This window comes from Streptomyces diacarni, assembly GCF_003323715.1.
In the GTDB taxonomy this organism is placed as follows: Bacteria; Actinomycetota; Actinomycetes; order Streptomycetales; family Streptomycetaceae; genus Streptomyces; species Streptomyces diacarni.
In genome coordinates this window covers 45,042-70,391 of record NZ_QOIN01000046.1, presented here as the reverse complement: position 1 = coordinate 70,391, position 25,350 = coordinate 45,042, and the positions used below count along the sequence as shown (strand labels likewise).

Here is a 25,350-nt window from a genome sequence, read left to right as displayed (position 1 = left end):
CCGCATCATCACATGCCCGCGCGGCCTCACGTCCACCACCTGCGGTTCTCCCGAGGGAGAGCGGCCACGCCGCACGACATCGTCTCCCCCTCCTACGGCGTTCCGGCGCTGCCGGGGGCCGCGTCGGTGCGGCCGATTCCGTCCTCGGCGTCCCACAGCGCCTCCCCGAACGCCTCCAGTGCCGCCTCGAGTTCGGCGAGCGCCAGGGGCAGGTCGTCGGATTGCAGCGACCACGCGCGTTGCAGGCTGCGGACCTTCTCGTACACCTCGCGCAGCGGAACCAGGGCGCCCGGCAGCGCCGAAGAGCCGGTGTCCGCCAAAGCCGCCTCGACGTCCTCACGGTAGCTGCCGAAGCCGCGGCCGATCATCCGCCTGGCCACGGCCGTGGGCTTCGCGCCGGCCCGCCGGACGCCGCCGATCATCGTGGTGAGCGAACCCAGCAGCCCTTCGAGCCTGACGGCTTCCCGGACGGCCTCGGGCCACGGCGCGGCGCTGGTGTCGTCCCGCGTCAGAGCCGGATTGCGGCTCATGGCGGTCATGAACTCCCGTGCCATGACGGGGAGCGCGATGCCGTTCAGCGGAATGGACGGGGGGCGGTAGGGGGCGACGCGTGCCTCGAAGAGCAGGAGGCCGTTCTCGGCGTCCACACCCATGGCGCCCATGCCGAAGTCCGCGTCCAGGTCTCCGGAGTGCAGGGGGAAACCCGGCGGGGGTGAGAGGAGGTCCTTCTTGAACGGCCCCTCGCCGCGGCCGTGGACGATCGAGTGCAGCCAGTCGGCCAGGGTGGGCCCCTCGTTGAGGTTGTTGTCCTTGTCCTCGTAGGGCTCCCGGAACACCCGGTCAGCGGGGGCGCGGCCGAGAGCCCGCACGAGGTCGGGCATTTCCTGACCGCTCCGGCTCAGCAGCAGCGCGTCGATGTCGCGGCGTTCGTCGTCGCTGAGCAGTTCGTCGCGGACGGAGCACAGGTCGCTGCGGCTCATCAGGGGGAAGGCCGCCACCACATGGCGGCGGATGATCCGCGCCTTGATCGGCCCCTGTTTCGCCCCGGCCCGCTCCAGGTACAGGACGATCAGCCGCGTGAACTCACGGGCGCGCGGCGACAGTGGACGTCCGTGTTCCCGGTCGAAGAACTCCTCGACCTCGGACACCCGCTGCTGGAGGTGCTTCGCCTCCTGCGGTGTGAACAGATCGTCGACCGTGTTCCCGAGGTCCTCCAGACCGGTCCCGTACGTGGCCTGGAGCGTTGCCCCGCACCGGAAACTCCCGACCGTGACGGTCGTGTCCCGGATCAGCCCCGAGGGGTCCTGTCCCGGGGCCGAGGCGAACAGGTCGGAGAGCTGGAGCCGGTGGTCAGGGGCGGCCTTGGCCAGGGTGCGCATGCGCCCGACGATTCCGATGAGCTCGCGGAGGGCGGCCTCGGTCTGCTTCATGTCCGAGGCCGGGTCCAGCACGAACTCCAGGTTGGACCGGGTGTACGGCGGATCGTCGGGCGTGTCGGTCTCCAGACGCCACCCCTTGCCGCGGAAGAGCACCACGCCCCGGGCGTAGAACGGCACGGTGAGGTCGCCGAGTTCCAGCTCGAAGCCGATCTTCGCCGTCAGCCGCGGCGAGAGGGGAGACTCCGCCGGCTGCGGTCCGGCGAGGGCGACGCCCAGCTCCCGGGCGACGGCCGCGGCGAGGGCCGTGTCGATCGCGAGCGCGGCGGCGGGGTCGAGGACGTGGTCGCCGCCGGGTGCGGCCAGCAGCCTCAGACGCTGGTCCGGGGTGAGCGCGAGGTCGTGTACCGGCAGTCTGCCGTCCCGCAGCACCGCCTCGAACTCCTGGGAGGGGGTGAGCCGCACACCGGCCGCGGTCAGCTTCGCGGTGGAGACCTCCAGGTCGTCGGCCAGGGGCGGCAGGGCCGCGGCGTCCGGCAGGTCGGTCACGGCCACCCGCTCGGCCGCCCAGGAGCGCAGCTCCCCCTCGGCCACCGGCAGTTCCACTCCGGCCGCACGCAGGTGGGTCAGCGTCTGGCCGAAGACGTCGCCGGGCGCCTCGGCGGGGTGCGGCTCGGCGGGGGTGGTCTCCGCAGGCCGGGCCGCGTCGCGGCTCGTCGCCGCGCCCGGCTCGGCGGCCGGGGACGGCAGCGCGCGGGCCGCCCCGCGGTCCTCCTCCGCCGCCCGCGCCGACTCGGACGCCCGCGTCGACTCGGACGGCTCGGACGGCTCGGACGGCCCGCCCTGCGCTCCGAACGTGACGGACCCCGGTGCGGGGGCCGTCGGGGCGGCCAGGACGGTGGTGGTGGGCACGGTGGCGGCCGACGGCAGTGCCCGGTAGCCGGGGGGCGGCGGCCGGACGTCCCGCACCTGTACGAGGCCGAAGTCCGCCGCCGTCAGCGGGTTGCCTGCGGGGTCCGGCTCCAGGGCGACGGTGGTCTTCCCCGTCGCCGGGTCGGTGTGGAAGGTGGGCGTGCCGTACGCGGCCCACATTCCGCGCCCCGCCAGCAAGGCGCCCTGGCCCGGCAGGGTGTCCACGACCGGCTCGCCGGGGCGGGGCCGGGAGCGGGGCACCATGAGGACGACGGGATGGTGCAGCGGCAGGGCGCCGGTCGTGTGGTCCCGGTGGATCAGCTCGGCGATCTCCTCGTGGGGCGCCGGAAGACCGCGCACCTCGACCCGGGCGTCGTCGCGACGGTCGGCCCGGTAGAGCCACGGCTGCGGGGCCTGCGGATTCCCGGCGTGCCAGGGGGCCGGCACCGAGGAGTCGGCGACGAGGCTCCCGTCGGGCGCACGCCGCAGCAGGGTGAGCACCGTCAGGTCGACGTCGAGCGTGCCGGCCGGGTGGCCGGTGACGTCGCGGCCGATCACCGAGGTGCCGTTCGCGGCGAGGAGCCTGGTGGTGGCCGCGTGCGCGCCGTGCACCTCCAGGTGGACCTCGGCCAGTTCGCGGGGCACGCCCGGGTCGCGCCCGCCGGCCACCGCGAGCAGCAGGTACTGGCTCAGCGCTGCGAGGTGGGACGCATCGGGCGCTGTCAGGAGGTGCAGGACCCGGGCGGCGAACCTGTGCACCTCCTGCTCACCACCCCTGCTGCGGAGACGGACCATCGCCTCGTCGGCCTTGACGTGGGCCCACAGCAGTCGCGACCGCTCCACGTCGCCGATCGGCGCGTTCGCGGGCAGTCCCAGGATCCGGACGGCCAGGTGGTCCAGGTCGGGGCGGTGCATGAGCGTCGAGACCTTCTCGACCAGGACCGGGAGCGGGACGTAGGCGGCCAGCTCGGTGTCCGGGGCCCGGTCGATCCGGTCCGCGGCCCGCCGCAGCACCTGGGCCACGGCCTCGCGCCCCAGTTGCCGGTCCGGGGCGTGGTGTGCGTGATCGGCCACCGCCACGCGCTCGAACATCTCGACGGTGAGCAGGGGGGCGTGGCGCAGAACGGGGTCGTTGTGCAGCATCCTGTCCAGCGCGCCCGCGCCGCGCAGCAGGGTCGGGTAGTCGGTCGTGTTCCGCTCGATCCGGGAGCCGAAGACGGTGCCCAGCAGCCGGACCAGGCGCAGCGTCCGCCGGCGGACGGGCTCGGGGGCGGGGCCGGGACCGTGGTGCAGTCCGGCCGTGCGGGCCCGGTCGTCCAGGGCGTCCCCCGCAGGTTCGGGAAGGACCAGGTCCAGGCCGAACTCGGCCCCGCGGCTGTCGTTGTCGACGGCGAGGAATTCCCCCTCGGGCGTGGTGATGCGGGGAAGGACCGGGCGCCGGGTCGCGTACGTCATGGGGCGCTTGCCGCCGGTGTCGTTGGCGCTCTCCTGGGCCTCGGAGGCGACGGCCAGCGGGTCGGGGACGTAGGGCCGCGGACCGAAGTTGCCGAGGAAGCCCATGCCGCCCGGCTCCGCGCCGAAGCACGAGATCTTCGCGACGGGGTCCCGGTCCCGCTTGGCCCGCAGACTCGGCCGTCGCCCCAGTGCGCCGGTGGACCGCCCGCCGCTGGTGGTGACCGTTCCGTCGGACACCGACCAGATGGACGCGCCGGGCACGCCGTGCTTGATCTCGAAGTACGGCTCGGCGCCGGGATCGTCCCGCCGCCAGGGCAGCTCGACCGGCGCGCTGACGGAGTTGGTGGCGGCGTCGTGATGGACGAAGTGCGTCATCTTCGCCAGTTGCAGCGCCAAAAGGGCCCGCTGGCGCAGCACCGCGGGGCGCTCGGTGAGCGGCACGGACAGCTGCCCGGTCGAGCGGTGGTCCCGCCCGATGACGGGCAGGGAGACGACCCGCTCTTCCCACTCCTCGCCCCCCGGTGCGGGCGCGGGCGCCATGGTGGGGTCGCTGAGCAGCCAGCCCCCGACGATGCCCTGGTCCGGAGCCATGTCGATGCCGATGCCCAGCACGCCCGGCTCGTTCGGCAGGAATCCGAAGAGCACGAAGCCGCTGGCGGACCACACCTCCCGGCCGAGTGCGACGGCGCTCCCGCGCGAGAACAGCGTGTCCCCGGCCGCCGCCAACGGCACGAGCATCAGCAGGGGAACGCCGCTCGGCAGCCTGTTCAGCAGCGGGTCGAGGGCGAGCAGTTCGACCACGGCCTCCCGCCGCACCTCGCGCACGAACCCGTTGCGGCCCCGCACCGTGACCGTGTTCAGGCCGCCCGTGGCCAGCAGCGCGTAGGGCGTCGGCCCGCCACTCCATCCGGCGGGAGCCGGTGTGTCGAGGGCGACCGTGCCGTCCGGTCGCCGGACGGCCTCGTGGACGGTGTCCACCGCGAGGGGCACGTTCAGCGCCCTGCCGGTCCAGTTGATGCCGCTGAGACCGTTCGGGGTGGTGAAGCGCATCTCGGCGTCGAGCGCGCCCCGCAACCGCAGGTGGGCCGCCGCGAGTTGGGCGAGGCGCGTGGCGTGCGCGGTGGCAGGGTCCGAAGCCAGCCGGAGCAGTTCGGTGTACTCGGCCGGGCTGACGGGCGTGTCCGGCTCGTCGAGGCTGAGCACGTACCGTGCGAGCGCCTCCAGGTCCAGCGGACCGCCGCGCAGCGCGGGGACGCCCGCCCGCAGCGCGTTGAGCCGCCGCAGTGCCTCCCGTGCCCCCGGGGGCGGCTGCCCGTAGAGACTCCGCACGAGCGTGTCGTAGTGCGCCTCCGGGTCGTAGGGCGCCGCGGGCGTCACGGGCACCCCTGCCACCGCGGGGGTGACCGCCGTCGCCGGGACGGTGGTGGGGGTCGCCGGTGGCCCCTGGGCGCCGCCGGGGCCCTGCGCGGTGAGGGCCGTCCCTGCCGGCCCGTACGTGCCGCGCTGCCAGGCGCGCACGGCGGCGAACCGCTGGGTCAGTGCGTACCCGGACAGCTCCAGGTGCGTGCCTGTTCGGCCGGCGGCCGAGACCATGGCGAACGGCAGTGCCTGCGGGAGGGGGGACGCGGCCGCGGGTCCTGCGTGCGAGGCGACCACGGTGTGCAGGCCGAGCCACGTCAGCGGGGTGCGGTCGCCCTGGGCCGCCCGCACCGCGTCGAGTTGCCGGAAGCCGTGCAGCAGTGCCTCGAAGGCGGCGGTGTCGTCCTCCAGCAGCGGCCCGTAGACCAGCCGGATCGCCCGCACCCAGCGCAGCACGTCCCCACCTGCCTGCCGGTCGCCGGTGATCCGCTGGGCCAGCCGGGCCAGTTGGGCGGACGACGGCTCGGGGCGGAAGCCCGCCCACCAGTCGCCCTCGGTGAGCTGGAACCGCGGTCCGGCGTGCCCGTCGCCCGGCACGATGCCCGGCTCCTGTCCCAGACCCGAGGTCCACACCCAGCGGCTCCAGGCGGTGGCCATGAGCTGACCGGCGAGCGGGTGCTCCAGCGGGTCGTGCGGGGGCGGTCCCGCCACGTCCGCGCCCAGGACGACGGCCGCGGTCTCCGCGTCCAGGGCGATCAGGTCGGGGTCGGCGGCGAAGAGGTGGTCCAGGGCCGCGGTGTAGTCGAACTCCTTGTCCGAGCCGTCCAGCAGTCCGAGCCGGACCGTCGCGGCGTTCCCGCTGAGGCCCACCAGGTACGCCTCCCCGAACGGCAGGTCCTGGGGCGCGGTCTCCGGCACCGCCGGGCCGCCGGGGCCCTGGTACTGCTGGGACCACAGCAGGGACGTGTACGTGGTGACCTCGGGCAGCAGGTCGTAGGAGTCCTGGCGGCCGTCCCACTCCGCGGCCGGGCGCGAGGAGAAACCCACCGGGTCCCCCTCCTCGGGCTCCGTGTGCTTCGTCCGCTCCACCTGATCCACCGGCACCCGCGTCCCGTCCAGCGCGGGGATCTCCCTGGTCCAGCGGATCGGCGCCGGCAGCCGCGCGGGGTCGGTGAGGGCGCGCAGGGCGCGGTGGGCGGCCTCGACGGTCTGCCGGCTCCGCGTGCGCTGTCCTTGGGGCGTGCGGTCGAGGAGGCCGGTCGCCGTGCGGACCGCGCCGTCGAGTGCGGTGCGGAGACCGTCCGGCAGCGGGGTGCCCAGGGCGTAGGCGCCCAGCGCCTCCGCGAGGACCTGGGCGTCGTACGGGGACAGCAGCTGTGCGGCGGGAGCGTCGGCGAGCGCCATGCCGTCGTGGGCCATCGCCAGGAACGGGGCGAGGTCGCGCACCACGGTGTTGTCCAGGATGCGCTGGACGGCGTCGCGCAGCACCGCGTCGGAGAGCGGAACCGCGGACTCGACGGCCCGTTGGTAGGCCGTCCGGCTGAACTCCGCGAGTTCGGCGAAGGCTTCCGGTACCTCCTCGTCGGTCATCAACTGCTCGGTGATCCCGTACTGCCGCAGCTCTTCCAGGAGCAGGGCGACCGGCAGCCTGCCCTGGTCGGTGTCCAGGTTCCGGTAGTCCTCCATGCCGACGGTCTCGTGCTGGCCGACGGTCTTCCCCTCCGACGTCCGCCCCGTCAGCGTGGCGGTCAGATGTTCGCGCACCGTCGGCGTGCCCTCGTAGACGGCGTCGAAGAACGCCTCGGAGAACGGCTTGCCGAACATCTGCTGGTAGACGGTCAGAACCTGGGTCAGCGACGTGACCGTCATGTCGGTGATCTCGTCGTGATTCCCGTCGAGGAACCCGCGGATCCGCGTCCCCATGCTCAGCAGCGTCCGGTCGAACGGATGCCGGGACGCGGCCGACAGCATGTTCTTGGCGAGGCCGGTCCTGGTCGCCGTGTCGTTGACCGTCTTCAACTCGTTGATCGGGGAGGCGGCGACATGGCCGAACAGCAGCCAGCCGTATCCCCACACCTTGTCGACGTCAGGGACGGCCGAGAGGAAGGGCACCAGGTCCGCCGGCACGTCGGAACCGGTGAGGTGCCGCACGAACTCCGCCGAGAGCCGGCGGCCGAAGGCCTTCCCGGCGCGGAGCACCGGCTCGTTCGTCGGCAGCTTCAGCCGCCGCAAGGCGAGGTCGTGGAGCCCTCGCAGGCCGACGGCGGGGACACCGCCGGTGAGCTGCACGTAGACGCGGCCGTTGTATCCGGGACGCTGAGGGTAGACCGTGGCGCGGGTGCCGCCCTCTTCCATCTCCCAGCCGGGGAGGTCCGACAGGAGGAACTCCAGCGACACCCCGCCCGGATGTTCGTTCGCCGTCCTCAGGCGGCGCCGCAACAGTGCGAGCTGGTCCAGCCCCTCCTGCGGGGTCTGCCGCAGCTCGCCCGGGACGGCGGCCATCTCGTCGACGACGATCTCTGCGATGTGGAACTTCCGCAGGACGGGCGGGCGGGCCCCCGGGGGCACCTCGGGCCGCGTGGCGAAGTCGAAGAGTTCCTTGGTGTCCGGGACGAACCAGAAGTACATCTTGTCGGTCACCAGCGACAGGCCGGGCCCCGACGCCAGCACCATCGCCTCACGCGCCTCGCCCTGGACGCCCAGGATGTACCGCTCCTCGGCCTCCAGGCCGATGGCGCCGTACTCGTGCCCGGTGGGCTTGTCGACCACCGCGTGGGCCGGGGACGAGGACTCGGTGAACGCGGGCAGCGCGTTCTCCACGACGCGCCCGCCCCGGTCGATCACCACGGCCCGCGCCTCGACGGGGGCCAGGTCCGGCGCGGTCGCCGACACCCGCCGGCCCGCACCGGCCGACGGATCGACCGCCACCACGCCGGTCCGCCCGCCCAGGTTGTACGCAGCCCACACGTGCCCCAGCTGACCGCCCTGGCGCCGTGCCAGCACGAACGCCACCGCACCGGGACCGGCGTCCGCCACCGCCCGCGCCACCGCGTCCCACGCGCGCACCGGACGCCAGCCCGGCCCGGCCACCAGGCCCGTCGCCGCCGCGTCCGGACCCACGAGGACCGCCGCGTCGTCCACCGTGCCCGCGGCGCGCACCCCGCCCGGATACAGCACGTCCCGCAGGCCGGCCACCAGTGTGAGGCACCGCTGCATCCGCAGCGCGCTCACCGGAAGGGTCTGGGCCAGCCTGCGCGCCACCCCCTCCAACTGCCGCCGGGTCAGGACAGGGCGGGGCACCACAGGGGTGGTCAGCCGCCTGATCGCGGCCGCCCGCTCCGGCGACGCGAGGTCCTGCGCGGTCCTCTCCTGCCCGGTGCGGTCCTGCCCCGTGAGGTCCTGACCCGTGCGGTCCTGCGGGGCCGGCGGGGTCACCCCGATCGTCGGCAGCGGGCGGGGGAGGAAGGGCAGCCGGAGGGGGCCGGACCCGGTGCGCAGGATGAGTTCGACGGGCCGCCAGGCGCGTTCGCCGGCGCGGACCGCCGCGTCGAGGGCGAGCCGGACGTCGGCGGGCAGCGTGACTCCCTGCGTGTCCAGGATCCGTTGGGACTGTTCGGGCAGGACACCGTCCCCCAGGGCCCGGCGGACGGCTTCCAGCGTCCGCCGGGTGTCCGGCGTCACCTCGCCCACGTCCAGCCACACCTGGGTGCGCGCGCCTCCCTCGACGAACGCGTCGTCGAACGCCTCGACGAGCCCGTCGCCGAACTCCTCGCGACTCAGCGCACGCCAGTCGTGCAGGCCGCGGGCGGCGAGGGCGGCCGGGGCGTCGTAGACCCCTTGGGACGGGCGGGCCGGACCGAGGCCGAGGCCGAGGACGTCCTCCAGCGCGGGGCGCAGCACCACGTTCCCGGTGACCCAGCGGGTGCCGTCGGGGCCGCTGACCCGCAGCACGGCGTGGGCGGTCAGCGTGTAGCCGAGGACACCGCTGTCGTCCGGCTCGGTCTTCTCGTTCTCGGAGGCGTGCGTGCCGTACTTGAGGATCCCCCGGCGGAAGCCGCTGACCCCGGTGGCCTGGCCGACGCCGGTGTTCTCGCCCGCCACCGGGACGGTTCCGGAGAGGGTGTCGGTGTCGCCGTCGCTCAGCCCTCCCGTGATCGGCACCGACACCGACGGCCCGAGGAGGCGGCTGCCGTTCGCGGCGTCCTTGTCGGCGGTGGTGCGCAGCCCCTGGGACATCACGTCCCGGCTGAGGGTCTCCTGCTGCGGCCGGTACAGCGCGAGCTCGATCCGCGCGGAGCCGCCGGAGGGCTCGTTGCCGGTGTAGCGGGACGCCTGGGCGGGCGTCAGGTCCACCTTGACGCGCCGGATGAGGTCGCCGAGCCTGCGCATGGTGGCCTCGGCGGAGGTCGAGGTCTTCGGCAGGGCCTTGCCGCGCAGTTGGGGGTCGACCTCCCGCAGCGCGTTGCCGAGCTGGTCCAGCGCGTCGAAGTCGTAGACGGTGATCGGTCCGGTCGGCGTCCACTGCCCGGTGCCGGACAGCCTGTTGGGCGCCGCGCCGGTGGCCGGGCCGGTGGCCGGGGCGGGAGCCACCGTGGCAGCGGGCAGCCGGGGGTCGGTCCGGTGGACGCCCGGTGTGAGGAGGTCCGGCGGCGGTGCGGGCAGCTGTACGGTCCCGTCCTCCCGGCGCAGCGGGGCTTCGCTGCCCGGAAAGCGCAGCGTGACGGTGACGGGCGTGAACGGTGCGGTCACCGGGGCGGGCGCCGGGGTGAGCTGGGTCCCGGGTGTGCCCGCCGTGCCGGCTGCCGTACCGGTCCCGCCACGGCCGAGGGCCCGGTCCATGTAGCCGGTCAGCCCCGCGGTGTCGGCGACCGACAGCGCGCCGTCGAGCATCTGCCCCGTCAGCTCGGCCAGCGAGACGAACCGGTTGCTCACGAAGCCCAGCGCCGACTCCTCCAGCCGGCTGGAGGTGACCTCCACCTGGTACGCGTACACCACCTGGAACTGCGCGGCGGGCCGGAAGGTGCGCGGCCACTCCTGGTGGCTGCGGGTGACCGTGCGGGTGGTGCCGCGGCTGCCGGTGGTGGTGAAGGAGGGCGAAGCCCCCGCGCTGCCGGTGCGCTCCGTGCCCGGCGACAGTGTGAAGCCGCCCGTCCCGCTGAGCGTGAGGGTGAACCCGGAGCTGCGGGAGAGGGTGCGGGTGAGCGCGGTCGCCGCCGCCGAGTTGAAGTTCGCCAGCCCCGAGTAGGGCTGCAGCGCGCCGCGCAGCGCCATCAGGTCGGTGAGCGGGGCCGGGCGGGCGTTGAGCGCCACCTCCACCAGGTGCAGACCGGTGTTCCCCCGGTAGGGGAAGTGGAAGCGCCGCCAGTGGTGGGCCCCGGCGGACGCCAGCGACCGCATGCCCGTCACGGAGCCCGCCTCCGTGACGCGCCCGTCGAGCCCGGGGACGTGGAAGCCGCTCCCGGGCAGCAGCGCGCCCGGCGCCTCGCGGTCGACGGCGTCGTGGATCGCCTGGGTGAAGGCGTCCAGCGGGCCGGTCGGCAGCGCCTCGGGCACGGTGGCGAACCCCAGCGACCGGCCGCCGGAGCGGGCGAAGTACCGCGGCAGCAGCCGGTCCATGGGCAGACTCAGCGGCTGAAGACCGGCGAGCCTGGCCAGGCGCGGGTCCTGTCGGACGAGGGTCTCGGTGAGCCAGAAGACCAGACCGCCGGGGACGTGCACCGAGTGGGCCACCGGGCTGTGCGGGCCCACGCCGACGGTGTTCGCGAGCGCGTTGCGATGCCCCTTGCGCAGCGATTCGACGTAGTTGGCATCCCCCCGGAAGATGTGGAACCGCTCCTTGGGGTGGTACTCGGAGGTGACGCGGTCGGTGAAGGCGGAGTCGGTGTCCGTCAGGCTGCGGGAGGTGGCGAGGTTGCGCCCGCCGCTGCCCGAGAAGGAACCGGGGCGCTCGCCGGTGTGCGAGGCGGTCAGGTCGGTGGCGAGCTGCCCGGAGTGGCCGGAGGTGGTGCCGCGCCAGGCGGAGTCGGTGCTGGTGACGTCGTTCTCGGTGTACGTGGCGGCGCCCGGGGTCTCGCTGGGATGCCCCGTGCCCTCGTAGGACAGGTTGCTCACGAAGCCGCGGATCTCGACCTGCACGTCGGTGCCCACCAGCGTGCCGGACGAGGTGGCGTCGATGACGTGGGCGCCGCGGAAGATCTGGGGCGCACGCGAGATCAGGCCGGTCGGGGACGACGCGGCGCGCAGCACCTGCCGGACCGGGCTCTCGGCGTCCGTGACGGACTTGCCGACGGTCATGTCCTTGAGCCAGCGGGCGGGTTCGGCGAAGGCGGTCAGGGCCGAGGGTAGGTGGTCGAGGAGGTTGGAGCCCTGCGCGGCCGCCCAGCGCCGGACGCGGGCCAGCTGCCCCGGCTCGTCGGCGGTAGTGGCTGTAGTGGCCTCCGGGTCGATACCGGCCAGCAGCTGTCGGAACGACTTGGCCAGCGCGCCGCTGCCCATCGCCACGTTGATGTGCGCGGCGGCGGGGAGCAGCACCACGTCCTGCGGGCGCTGACCGGTCCCGTCCGGACTCATCCGCGCCTTGCGGAAGTCCTCGTCCGTCGCGCGCCGGACGGTGACCGGGCCCAGCGGGGCCGCCGGGGCGTCGAGGGTGCGGGTCAGCGGGACGGCGAGGGAGACGGTGCCGTCCACGGGGCGGAACGTGACCAGCGGAGTGTCGCCATTCTCCGAGAACACCGTCATGGTGAAGGTGCCGGGGATGTGGAAGACCCCGAGCCCGGATTGCGCGTAGGCGAGCAGGTCGAGGCTGTGGGCGGAAGCCGACCCGGAGGCGTCGCCGGTGATCTGGCGGGTGCCGGACAGGCTGCTGGGGATACCGCCCGCCACCGTCCAGTCGTCCGGAGCCGGCCCGTTGGCCTCGGCGGAGAGGTCGCCGAACAGCGACTGGCTGGAGCCGCGGGACTCGCTGCCCACCGTCCCGGTGCCGTTGGCGTTCATCACCGACCAGCCCGGCAGGTTCTTCGCATGCCGGGGGGACGTGCCGTGCGTCGGTACCACGGACAGGTCCGCGGTGACCCGCCAGACGCCGTGCGCGAGGGGCAGGTCGAAGTAGAGCGGGTGACCGCCGTCCATGAGCGCGCCGACCGCCCCACGCAGGCCGATCTGGGAACGCGCGACAGCCAGCTTGCGGGCGTTGGCGAGCCACGCCATGAGGACCGCGGTGTCGTTGCCCAGCCACTCCAGGCGGCGCGGCTCGGCGGGCGGCAGGAAGCCCATGCTGCGCAGCCGGGTCTCCAACTGGTCGAAGAGCGAGTCGATTCCGCCCACCTTCAACGGGGTGGCGTCGACCCCCAGGGAGCGCAAGGACGAAAGCTCCGGCGGCAGATGACGTTCCTGGCCGGGCTCGACCGGGGTGCCGGCGGCATCGGCCATCGTCGGCACCCGCAGGGACTGCCCCTGGGGGCTGGGCAGCTCGAAGGGCTCGGTCCTGCCGCCCTTGGGGAGGACCAGCGCGGCCGTGTACGTGATGTCCGCGTCCGTGAGCAGGTGCGGGTTCTCGGTGACCAGGCTGAACCAGTCGTAGGCGGTACCGCCGGAGTTGAGGGTGCGGGTGCGCTTGTGCTGGTAGCCGCCGCCGAAGACGAAGTTCCCGCCCGCGTGGGGGCCCTGGAAGGTGGTGGCGAGGGTGAACTCCGCCTTCTCGGCGTTGGTCACCGTCAGCCCCGTCTGGGCGCCGATCCGGTGCAGCAGGTCGGCCTCCAACACCCCCTTCGCGCTGCTGCGCGCCAGCACGTCGGGGCTGAGGGAGTTGATCCGTGCCGAGACCTGCAGGTAGCCCAACGGCTGCCCACCGCGGTCCAGGAGGATCGGTGAGAGGTACGCCGAGGCCAGCATGAGCGGCAGTCCGGAACGCTGGTTGCTCTCGTTCAGGAACGTGCGCAGCGTGGCGGCCGACTCGTCCGACATCCGGCGCAGGTACGGGCGCAACGCGTCGGCGGTGAGGAGGGCGTCGAGCAGGGCGGCCGGGTCGTGAATGGTGTCCAGCCGGTGCAGCGGCTGCTCGTCGGTGATGACCCGCGGGTCCGCGGGGAGGTCGTGCGGGGAGACCGGGCCGAACGGACGGGGCGGCATGCCCTGCGTCAGGTAGTGCGGGAACCACGCGGTGAGCCGGCCGGGCGCGGCCTGCGCAGCGCTCCAGTCCGCCTCCGTGTGCGGCGTCGGCGCCGTGGGCGCCGGAGCGGGCACGGCCGTGAACTCCCAGCGCATGCCGTAGTCGAACGCGTGCGAGGGCTCTGTCGAGAACGCCACGGCGGACCCCGTGGTGTAGTTCTCCGGAACCGTCATCACGACGGTCTGCTGGTTGTGCGTCAGCGTGAACTTCGGAGTGAACGTCTGCGAGACCGTGTCGTTGACCAGCCAGGTACGGCCGTAGGACAGCGGCAGGTTCCGCACGTTCCCCGTGGTGAGGGTGTCGCTGGTGTCGATCGCGGTCTGGTTGCGCTCCTCGACGTTGACCCGCCGTCCCTCGGCGGTGTCCTCGCTCATCACCGAGGCCGGCCGGTGGTCGAAGAACTCCACCCGCGCCGACACCTGGTAGCGGCGGCCCCGGTAGGTGACCGTGCGGGACATGCCCTTGGGGCCCAGCAGGTGCGGCATCGCGTCCAGCAGCTCGTCGCCGTCGTATTGCGCTGCGAGGTCCCCGTCCAGCTCCTCCGTGCCGCCCGGGTCCTGGGCCTCCGGATCGCGGGGCGGCTGCTCGCGCGCGGCCCGGGCGCGGACGGTCGCAGCCAGCCGCTCGTGCAGCCAGCGGACGGTGTCCTCAGCGAGCGGCATGATGTGCACCATCCCCCTCAGACCGCGGTGGCCCCGGCCGAAGGCCGCGACGAGGGCCGAGGCAGCCGGGTCGGTGGGAGCGGGCTCCTCGACCGGGACGAGGGGCGCGGTCTCCCCCTCAGCCGGGACGGTGGGCGCGGTCTCCCCCTCGGCCGGGACGAGGGCGGTGGACTCCTCGACCGGGACGGTGGCGGCGGACTCCTCCTCGGCCGAGGCGATTTCGGTCTCGGCGTCGGTCGTCGGGGCGGGCGCCGGGGGCAGCAGCGGGCGCAGGGCCACCGAATCGGAGGACTCCACACCGGCCGGGTCCGACCCGTTGCGGACGCGCGCGGCCCGGGCGGCCCCGGCCCGGGGCGCACTCGTCACCGGGGGCGCGGCCGCGACGAAGGGCGCGGGCTGGTGGCGGCGGGACGCGCCGCTGGCCACCGGCCGGACCTGCGGTGGGGCGTCCGCGGGGTGCACGGGGTCGACCGGTCGCTGGAGCCGCCAGCTGCTCGCCGTCGGCTTCTTGCTCTTCGACGAGGGGTTCAGGGACAGCACCGGCTGGGGTTCTCCGCTGGGGTGGGCGATCCCCGTCCAAGCCCGGGTGACCGTCACCGTGCGGCCGAGCCGCTCGTTGAGCAGGTCCGCCAGTGCTGAGCCGTAGAGACCGGGTATGTCCAGCACCAGGACGGCGTTGAGGTCCCGGTCCGCCAGGACCGGGTGGTAGGCCAGCAGCTCCGCCAGTTCCCCGAACGGCACCCGGTGGACCGGCTGCCCGTCACCGAAGCGCAGACGCACGGCGCCCGGGTCCGACGCGTCGTAGTCGCCCCGCACGACGAAGGGCGCGGCCCGGTCCTCGCCGTCGCTGTCCTGGCCGGCCCAGGGGGCCGGGACGAGGCCACCGGGTGTCTGGATCCGCGAGGTGTCCAGGCTCGTGATCCGGCTGCCGGTGGTGGACCAGTCGTATCCGACCTTCTCCCCGGCCGGATCCGTGAGCTGGTTGGCCGCCTCGAAGGCCCCGGCCAGCTCCAGGTGAACGGCGGCCAGCACCTCCTCGTCGGTGGCGTCCCTGCCGCGCGTGAACGCGGTCTGCACCAGGGCCCACAACTCCGCTCGCCGCGCGTCGTCCACCGGGTCGGAGGCGTCCAGGTGGAGGGCCCCGCGCGCGAGACCGTCGAGGTCCAGGCCGGGCCGCCCCAGCAGTTCGTGGGCCTTGACCCGGCCCCAGAAGGCCCGGGAGCGGTGGCTGTCGCCCACCCGGGAGGGTTTGACGTCCAGCAGGGACGCGACGACGGCGTCGTGGTGCGAGGGCTGGTGGGCCCCGTCCTTCCAGGCGCTCGCCGCGTCGAGAGCGGGCGACAGCGTCACGAAGTCGCCCAGGCGGGTGCCGGGTGCGGCGTTCGCCGCTTGCAGGAGCACCGCGCGGTAATCCGCCCGGCGCGGCTCCGTCCCCGCGGGAAGGGTCGCCTCGACGACCCGGTGGAAGAGGTCCATGGTGAACCCGCCCGCGGCAGCGAACCTTCCGTCGGCGTGCCACATCTTCTCCAGGGCCGCCGCCCCGCGCAGCAGTTCGAGGTACCCGGGGTTCTTCTCGACGCGTACGGCGTCGTCCACCTCGTTGCCCAGCGCCAGCTTCAGCGCCCGGACCAGGCGCAGCGTCGACACCCGCTGGTCCGCCGACACCCGTCCGTCCGAGCCGCTGTAACCGATCGCCCGCGCCCGGCGGTTGAGCTCACCGGCCCGGGGCTCGGGGAAGAACTTCGCGCGGGAGGAACGCCGCCCCCGCGGGTCGCTGGACAGCACGCGGTAGTAGACCCGGTTCGGCGCGGTGCCCTTCGAGTTGAGCGCAGCGGCCCTGACGGTGCAGCGCACCTTGCGGCGCAGACCGTTGGCGTAGCGCTGCCCGATGGGGACCTCGTCCAGAGGGTCGGCGACGAACGGCCCGGGATACCCGTCGCCGACGCTGCCGTATCGGGGCACCCGGCCCTCGCGGCCGGAGCCCGCCCAGCAGATCTCCAGGTCGGCCCAGTACTTCTTGGGGTAGACCGACAGGCTGTTGCGCCGCGCACGGGCCCAGTTCTCGACCTTCGGACCCTTCAGTTGCCTCTTGCCGCCGCCCTCCAGCGGCACGGTGATGCCGCCGGGCCCCCCGTGGAGGCTCTGGTAGACGGCCGGTGCCGCCTCGTCCGGGTCCGTGGGGATGAAACGCGGCGACTCGGTTCCCGTGGTGACGTTCTCGTGGACGAACTGCCGCGTCTGGTCGAGGTGGCGGAGGAGTTCCTCACGGCGACCTGCCATGTCGTCGGGCATGAACGCGGCGCGTCCGACCTGCTTCTTGGTCCGCAGGCTGACGATGGCCGAGGTCTCCACGTCGTGGTGCCAGTCGGGCACCTCGTCGTAGGAGCCGGGGTCCAGGTCCGGAGGGTTGGGCACCCAGTCGCCCTCGGGCCTCCCCTCGTGGTGGACGACCCTGATCTTCGCCGACACCCCAGGACGGACGGTCAGCTCCACGTCACCGCTGTGCGCGTACACCGTGCGGCCGGTGCGGAACGCCAGCAGGCGCGGCAGGAAGAGAAGACCGTAGCCCGCGTGCGGGACGGCCAGCACGAGGGGCACGTCCTTCGGCGCCGCCGCCAGAACCGGGTCGTTCGCCATCAGCTCGACGAACTCGTCCATGCGCAGCTCACGTGTGGTGCCGTCCGGCCACGGCACCACCACCCCCCTCCGGTCCCCCGCGGCGGCGATGACGTAGGCGGGCTCGTCCCACTCCCACGGCTGGTCGTCCATCCCGGCGTCGGTGACCTGGTCCTGCTCGTCCTTCGTGATCCGCTCGACCGAGGCGGTGTCCACTTCGGCGGCCTGCGCGGAGGTCCAGTTCAGGCCGGCGGGCTCGCCCTGGCCGTCGGTGTACCGGAAGTGGCCGTCGAGCAGGCCCTGCTGCTGGGCGTGGAAGGCCCCCAGCGCGGCCAGGCTGGTCGCCCGGCCCGCCTCGTCCGCCTGCGTCACCAGGTCCAGCAGCTCGTTCCTGGCGTCCTGGGCGGCCTCCGCGGTGGGCTGGTTCTCGGACAGGTGGAGGATGCGGCGGGCGAGGGCGTCCACGTCCATCGGCCCGCTGCGCAGCCCCTTGTCCTGGCGGCGCAGCCGGTCCAGAAGGTCCACCGCCCGCGCGCGGGGGGCGCTGGAGAACTGGAGCAGCGTGGGCCGGGGGAACTGCGCGATGTTCTTGTTGGCGGGGACGAGGGGGGAGCCGTGCCGCAGCATGGGGAAGTGGTGGGGCCCCAGGCGCGGCACGCCGGGCGGCCGCCGCCGGTTCAGCACGTTCAGCACCCGGCCCAGCTCCAGCTTCAGCGCGCTGGAGGTGGCCCGGGCACGCTGCGAGGCGCGCTGCCGTGCCGCTTCCTGCCGGTCGGCCAGCGGGGCGTTGGACCGCACGTCGTTGCCGTATCCGGAGATGACGAGTTCGGGCAGCGGCACGCCGGCCCGCCAGTTGCGCATCCCGACAAGGGCCAGGCGGCGCGCCAGTTGCCGCAGGTTCGCCGCCTCTTCGCCGGACAGCGTCACGGACGGCCGGGTGAACCTCACCTCGGCCTTCGCCGGCAGCCCGGTACGAGGCACCGCCGGGGTCGACGGGGAGCCGTCGGAATCGGTGTCGGAGTCGGAATCCGAGTCGATGTCGGTGTCGGTGTCGGTGTCCTCGTCGGAGGAGTCGCTGTCTTCGGACGAGTCGGAGGGGTCGGGGGGGTAGATCTCCTCGTCGAGGATGCTGTTCGCGGAGTCCGAGTCGGAGAGGTCGGACGCCTCCGAGGCCTCCGACTCGGTACCGTCCGGGGCGTCCTGCATCTCGGCGTCCGAGTCCGGCTCCGAGCCGGACTCCGCGTCCGAGTCCACGTCCGCGTCCGTGCCCGACGCCGAGTCCGAGTCCGAGTCCGCGTCGATGTCCGGCATGTCGACGTCCGGCATGTCGACGTCCGAGGACCGGACGCTCGACGACACCACGGGCCGGGTGCGGGGCGCGGACGGGTCGGCGTCGGCCCATCGGGGGCGCAGCCCCAGCTCCCGGCGCCGGGTGTCGGCCAGCTCCACGGCCGAGCGGGCGTCCGGGCCGTGGGCCAGCAGGTGCTCGGCGACGTCCCGTACCGCCGCCCGGAAGTCCTCTCCTGCGTAGTGCGCGTCGGCCCGGGCCTCGTTCGGCGTTGCGGGCAGCACCAGGAAGGCGGCCAGCTCCCAGGCCCGCGCGGCGTCCGGCGCGGCGTCGTCCCGGGTGTCCGCGCCGTCCTGCGCGCTCACCGCCCCGCGCGCCGCGGTCGCCGCCTCGAACGCGTCGAACGCCGACCGCCACAGCCGCTGTGCCACCACGGCGGCAAGCGCGTCGATGCCCTCAGGTCCCGGCCCTGGCCTGCTCAGCAGCAGCCGCACCTGGGCCAGCTGATCCAGGGTGTGCACCGCGAGTTGGTTGCCGGCGAGCACGGCCTCCATCTCCTGGCCCGGTTCCAGCCCGATGCCGAGGGAGCGCAGCTCCGCCACGTCGACGTACGTGCCGGGGGCAGGGCGGGGCGCGTCCGGCGACAGGTCCTGCTTCGTCAGCTGGTCCTTGAGCCACGCCCGCTGGTCCTCGCCCAGGGCCGGAGCGGTGCCACCGCTCGGGGCGTCGGCGGCGAGTGGGCCGGGCGTCCGCTGCGTTGCTCCCGAGCCGGACGGGCCGAGGTCACTGAGCGCCGGGGGTGCGGGGGGCGCGGTGAACTCGACCGTGGTCCGCGGCACGCCGCCGGGCGCGGCGGCCGCCCGGGTGTTGCCGACCCAGCCGCGGGTGACCACGGTGAGCTGGTCCGCGGTCAGCCGGTCCGCCGGCGGTACGTCCGCCTGGAAGGCGGCCAGCGCCTGATCCACGCGCTCCAGGAGCCAGGTGCGCGCCGCCCCGGCACGCTCCCTGCCCCTCGCCCGGGCCTGCGCCCTCGGGCCCTCGCCATAACCGGTGATCACGCCCTTGGGCAGCGGCCGCCCCGCGTTCCGGGCGTCGAGCGCGGCCAGCGCCGTCTGCTGCGCCAGCTCGGCAAGGTCCGTCATGGCGTCCTCGGGCAGCGCGGTGGACCCCGGCGCGAACTCCAGCCCTGCCCGCGCCAGCACCGGGGAGGTCTCGGCGCGCGCCCCCGCACGCGGCGCCTGGGCCGGTGCGGCATACGCCTGGTGGGACGGGCCAGGGGCGGGCTGGGCCGCCCTCCACGAGCGGAGCATCCTCGTCAGCGTCGCCGGCGCCGTCGGGTCGATGCCGCGCTGCTGGGCGTACTGCGCGAGCGTCTTTTGCAGCTCCGTCCAGGTCAGGGCGTCGCCACGGGCCCGCTCCCACACCCCGAAGCCCTCGATCAGCTCACGGAACTGAGCCGCCCGCTGCGGGGAGGTGTCGATGTCGACGCCGTAGACCTCCCGCGTGGCCCTCACCCACCGCAGCGCCCGGGTGGTCCTGTCCGGCATGTTCTCCGGCAGCCCCGCCAGGTCGGCCGTGGCGTTCAGGTGCGCCCACGGCGGATCGGGGCGGAACTCCAGAATGCGGTGTTTGGGCTGGGGCAGTTCGTCGAACTTGATCAGCCGCGGCGGCATGCCCTGCTCCGCCGGATGCACCGTGGTCGTCGCCTCCATGGCGAAGACGGTCCGGCCGGTCTCGTTCGCGAGTACCTGCGCCGCGATGGTGTGTGCCAGCCGGTCCTTGCCCGCCGCGGGCATCGCCATCTCGCACCACAGCAGCCACACCGGCGCGTCCGGGGGCAACGACCGGAGCAACGGGTCCCGCGCGAGCAGCCTCCCGACCTCCTCGGGAGACACGTGGTGGTTGGTTCCCGTGCTGAGTATCGGCAGCACCGCGCGGCCCGTGTTCCCGTGCCCGACCGCGATGAAGGCACCGCGCAGCGACCGGGGCAGCAGCTGAAGCCCGCTCTCCTGCGGGGCGCGAATGGCCGGAAGTCCCTCGTCGTGATCCGTGTAGTGCGCCACCTCGGCCACGGTGCGGAGGCCGTCCTCCAGGAGCGCCATGTTCTGTGCGTCCAGGAACGCCCGTCCGGTCAGCGCCTGGCCGTCGACCGTGGACAGCAGGTACGACTGGACGTCGCTGTCCGGGAACACCTGCCCGTTGACGGCCGTCACCTGATGCTGGGAGCCCTGGGCGACCAGACCCGGGTCGTTGGGGAGCCACGTGCCGACCGGCTCCTGCCCCGGCTTTTCGTTCGCCAGCGCCAGCACCAGCACCCTGCGGCCGGTGCCGTCGTCGGTGGGCTGCAGCCGCAGGTCCCCGTCGGTGGACCAGACCCGCGTCCCCAGCCGGTCCGCCACCCACCGCTCGAAGTCCATCGTCCGCACACCGGTGGTGCCGGGCACCATCAGCACCAGGGAGGCGCCCTCGGGCCGGTGCGGGTCGTGCCCCAGGAGCTCCACGAACTCCTCGTAGTCCACCTCCACCGGCGTGCCGTGGCCGTCGCGCACCACCAGCAGGCCGGAGTCCGCCGTTTCCGCGAAGACCATGTGAGTCGGCCGCCCGCGCCAGGGGGCGCCGGTCGTCTCCCACTCGGCCCCGATCTTCTTGGCGACGTCGTCGAGGTGCAGCCCCTCGATGGGCAGCGGCATCCAGTTCCGCCCGAGGGGCCGGCCGGCTGCGTCGGTCGCTCTTCTCGTGTTCCCGAGGGCGCCCCTCTTCTCCAGCCCGAACGCCGCGATCGCCGTCAGGCTTCCGGCCCGGTTGCGCCGTGCCGCGCTCGCCGCCAGCTGGAGGAGGGAGAAGGCCGGCTGGAAACCGAACGGGGCCGAGGCGGGCATGTGCAGCACCCGCCGCGTGATCCGCTCCAGGTCCAGCGGTACGTTCGCGAACGCGGAGTCGTTCTGCCGGGCCCTGTCCACCAGCTCCAGGGAGTTGACCATCATCTGGAACGTCGCCGGGTCCGAGGGCAGGTCCGCCCCGAACAGGGCCTGGAGCCCGGACGCCAGGTACTGCTGGTAGCTCTGCTGACTCGTCGGCGGCGGGGGCAACGCGGCCGCGCTCGCCGCCGGGGCGGGCGCCTTCGCGGCAGGCGTCTTCGGGGCGGGCGCCGCCGGGGCGGGCGCCGCCGGGGCAGGCGCCGGGTCGGGGTCGGGAACGGGCGCGAGTTCGTGGGGCTGCGGCTGGTGGGTGCCCTCCGCGCGGTCCCAGAACGCCCGGAAGCCCTCGAAGACCCAGTTCTCCTTCCGGGGGCCGGCGAGCTGGTTCGCCGGCCGCGCGTGGACAGCCTCGGGCTCGGCGCTGTAGAGCCGCTCCAGCAAGGGGAGCAGCGTCTTGTCGTGCTGCCGCACCCAGGCGGCCCCGTTGTTCCGCCGCTGCTTGGTGAACCCGTCCCGGCCCTTGTTGGTGCCCAGATAGGCGTTGGTGAGCTGGGCGAAGTACTCGTATTCGTTGAGGGAGGAGTAGTTGGGCTGCTTGCGCTTGCCCGAGGGGTCGTGCAGCGGCCCGTCCGGCCAGACCGCGGCGTCCCCCTGGTCCACCTTGGCCTGGTACGCGTCGTGGATGAGCTGCTTCTCGTCCGCGCTCAGCCCGTACTGGTGGAGGATGTGGGCGAACTCGTGGGTCGTCGTGGAGTAGCCCTCCGGGTGGGAGCGCCGGTCCGTCGCCACGGAGGTCACCTCGCCGAGCAGGTTCTCCTCCGTCACCCCGGCCGTGCGCGTCGCGGCGCCGCGCACCTCCTCCCACGGGCGCCCGTCCGGGGTCAGGGTGCCCGCAAGGTGGCGGAACGGGTCCAGCGTGATGAGCGCCTCGCCCTTCGGCACCACGGCCACGCGCGCGCCGTCCGTCAGCAGCTTCGCCGCCACCGCGGGGTCGCGCAGCATGCGCGCGACCTGGGCGGAGACTTCGCGCCGCGACGAGACCGGCTGGTCCACCCCGGCGGGGATCTGCACCATCAACTGGGCGGCGGTCTCCGCGAAATCCGCCGGCTGAAGTCTTTGACGCAGCGTGTCGACCAGCGCGGGGTCGGACGCCAGCCGCTCGCGGTCGGCGGGCGGGAGCAGCGACAGTTCCCTGGCCCGGTCGGCCTTGGGCATGTCCGGCAGGCGCGACGCCAGGTCGGCGACGGGATCCACGCTCACCGGGGACGGTGCGGGCGCGGTGCCGGCGGCGGACGGGACGTCGTGGGAGGCCGTGTCGGTGGCCGGCGCGGGTGCGGGTGCGGGGACCGACGTCGCGGTGGCGGTGGCGGGTCCGGCCGGAGTGGGCGGCGGGTCGGCCGGAAGGTCGCTGGAGGTGGTGGTGACGGTCGCGGTCGGCGGGGCCGGAGTCGACGGGGTGTCCGGACCCGGCAGCTCGGTGGGCGTCGTGGCACGGACGGGTGCGACGGGGCCGAGACCGAGCGAGGTGCGCAGCGTGCCGGCGAGCGTGACGCCCGAGGAGGCGTACGGGCCGTTGGTCAGCAGGTGGTCGGCGACCTGCCGGACGGCGTCCCGGTAGGGGGCTTCGGCATGGCGGGAGTCGGCCAGGACGGGGGCCGGCGTCGGCGGCAGCACCAGGGCGACGGCCGTGTCCCAGGCCCGGTCCACGTCGGCCCGGGTGGGCCGCGGGCTTGCGGGGCTCGCGCCCGCGGGTGCGGTGGCGTTCGGCGTGGTGGGCCGCGGCGCGGTCGCCGGGGGTGCGTCGGTGTTCAGGGCCGCGCCCGCGAAGTCCGCGTACGCCGCGTCCCACATCCGCAGCGACGCGTTGGCCGCCACGGTCTCCAGCGCCACCGGCCAGGGGCTGGGCTGCGCCATCAGCAGGCGTGCCTGGTCGACCGGGTCCAGCTCTGAGACGGACAGGGCAGCGCCGTCGCGCGCCGCCGCGTACTGCTCCGGGCTCAATACCAGGCCCGCGTCCCGCGCGGCGGCCGGGGTGACGACGGCGTCCGGGCCGTGCAGCTCGGCCAGGTCCTGGGCCAGGGTGCCCGGCAGGTCCTCGATGGTGACCTGCCGCGCGATCCACTCGCGCTGGACGCCGTCCCGGTGGACCTGGGGCGGGGCGTGGCCGGTCCCGTCCGGGCCCGTGGCGTGCGGTGTGACGCCGAGGTCGCGCAACCGGGCCGTGGCGTCGAGCAGGTTGCCGTGCGCCTGCTGGGCCCGTGCCTGGGCCTCGGCGAGCACGGTGGTGGTGTCGGTGCCGCCCGCCAGCTCGTCGACGGCGCGGGTGGCGTCGGCGTACGTGGTGAGCGCGTCCTCGTACGCGGTGCGGGCCTGGCCGATGTCGGACCGGCGCGTCTCGCCGGGGGTGTTGGCCACGGGGGTGTGCGGGGTGGTGCCGTGGGCGCCCTGGGAGGAGTCGGCTTCCCGCGATTCCGGTGCGCCGTTGTACTGCCCGGCATCGGACTGGTCGGTGTCGGTGCGTCCCGCGTCCTGCCGCGAGACGGTGGGCGCGGAGGAGGGGTTGCCGAGCCCGCCGGGTGCGTGGGAACCGCCGGGCGTGTTGAGAGCGCCGGGGTTGGGCAGGGAGCCCGGGGCCTTCAGGCCGTTCGTCCCGGTGTCGGAGACCGCGGAAGGTACCGTCTTCGACGTCGGCGGGAGACCGCCGGCCGACTCGTCCGGCAGCGTGAGGTCCGTTTCGTTCAGTCCCCACGCGTCGTCCTGCGTCCCCGGCGCGTTCAGGGAGGCCGGGTCCTTGAGGTAGTCCGGGGACTTGAGGTGGCTGGCCGCGCCGCCGGGCAGGGACGTTCCGTTCGGCAGGGTCGACGCGGACGCGTCCGCGTCGTTGGAGTACAGGGAGCTGGTGTCCGAGAGCGACTCGGTGTCCGAGTCGTCGAAGACGCTCGGCGGCCGGGACGAGGTCTGCGAGCCGTCCGAGTCGTAGACGCTGTCGGCCGTGCCGTCGAGATCGCTGCTGGTGACGGGCGGCGGGGTGGGCACGGGTGGCGTGGGCGCGGGTGGCGGCGGGGTGGGCGAGTTGCCCACCACCGGGGTCGGCGCAGCGGGTGCCGGGGTGAACGCCGTCGGTCCTGGGCCCGCACCACTGCCGGGGCCGTTGCCCATCTCCCTGTTGAGCCGCTCGATCAGGATCTTGGTCGAGTTCTTCTGGAACTCGGTGAAAACGTTGCCGTCCGGGAAGAGCTTGGAGTGGAGGCCGCCGGAGAACTGCCCCACTGGCTGATGCATGAAGAGTTCGGAGATCCCGCTGAGGCCGGCTCCGGCCAGCGACGTCCAGTCCCACTTCTGCAGCACGATCGCCACGGCGATCGTCTCGCCGAAGCCCTCGGTCACGAACGCCGTGGGGACGTCGAACAGCGTGTTGTTCCCGTTCTGCTTGGTGAACGGGTTCTTGAAGTTGATTTCGAACTTGCCGAAGATGTCCTTGCCGAAGTTGTTGTTGAAGAGGTTCGACAGGCTGTTCTTGAGGTTGAACGCCCAGGTGCGGAAGTGGCCGATGAGGAATCCGGCCAGCCCGCCGACCGCCGCCGAGAGGCCGACCTGACTCCAGTCGACACCGCCGTCGGGCTGCTGCGTGGGCGGGTTGATGGTCATCGACAGAAGCTGGGAGGCCAGGTTCTGGATGGCCTCTTCCAGTGCCTCGGACAGCGAGGGGAATGCCTGGACGTAACGCAGCAGCCGGTCGATCGTCATGAGGATCGCCAGCCTGGACCGCATCCGGGCCAGGATCATCTCCGAGACCGAGGCCCCGCCGGTGAACGCGGCGACCGCAGCCAGAATCGCCAACTCCGCGATCAGGAAGAGGACTTCCATGATGATCTCGAAGTGGGACTGCTGGATCTGGATGGACGCCTGGCCCCGGTCGGCGGTGTACTTCTCCAGCTGGCCGATGAACTGCTCGAGAGTGTCGTTCCCGTGCCGGTGCACCAGCCCGGACAGGGCCTGCTCATAGGCGTCGGCGACGTTCGGCGGGAGGTACCGCTTGCCCTGTTCGATCGCGTCGAGCATCTCCTGCCGGAGATCGCGGAGTCCTGCGGCGAGATCGGTGTAACCGTTGCGACTATCCCAGGCGAGACCCGCCTTCGCCTGCAGCGGCTTCGCGCCGAGCAGGACGAAGAGCATCGTGCTGACCTCTTCGGGATACTCGATGTCGTACATTCAGCGTTTCCCGCCACCACCGGTGTCGTAGGAGCCGGCGTTCTGCTGAGCGTCGTGGATCTGGTCCTGAACGTCGGTGTGGACACCCTCGATGCTGCCCATGCTCTTGCGCACCGCCGACTGGAGCCCGGCCGTGAACATCTCCAGGGAGCCGACGAACTTCCTGCAGCTCTCGATCTGCCGCTGGTCCTGGTCCTCGGTCTCGTCGTGGAAATCGTCGTCCGTGCCGTTCCACCACCTGGTGGCTTCCACCGAACGGTCGAAATCGTCGAGCAACCGCTTCGGTGCGCCCGCCATCCCGTCGAGCTGCTGGAACGTCTGGTCCAGACCGACCAGGTCCGCCTGGTAGTTGTTGTGGTAACCGCTCACTGTCCCTCCCCTTCCG

At 73.6% G+C, this 25,350-nt stretch carries 2 protein-coding genes; both read right to left on the bottom strand.

The annotated features are described in order from the left end of the window. Positions 1 to 92 precede the first annotated feature (92 nt). Complete coding sequence (locus tag DTL70_RS17180; protein WP_114022840.1) at positions 93 to 24,965, bottom strand: lonely Cys domain-containing protein; 24,873 nt, start codon at positions 24,963 to 24,965, stop codon at positions 93 to 95. Then, positions 24,966 to 25,334: a hypothetical protein gene (locus tag DTL70_RS17175; protein ID WP_114022839.1), complete on the bottom strand. Its 369-nt coding sequence runs from the start codon at positions 25,332 to 25,334 to the stop codon at positions 24,966 to 24,968. Positions 25,335 to 25,350 lie beyond the last annotated feature (16 nt).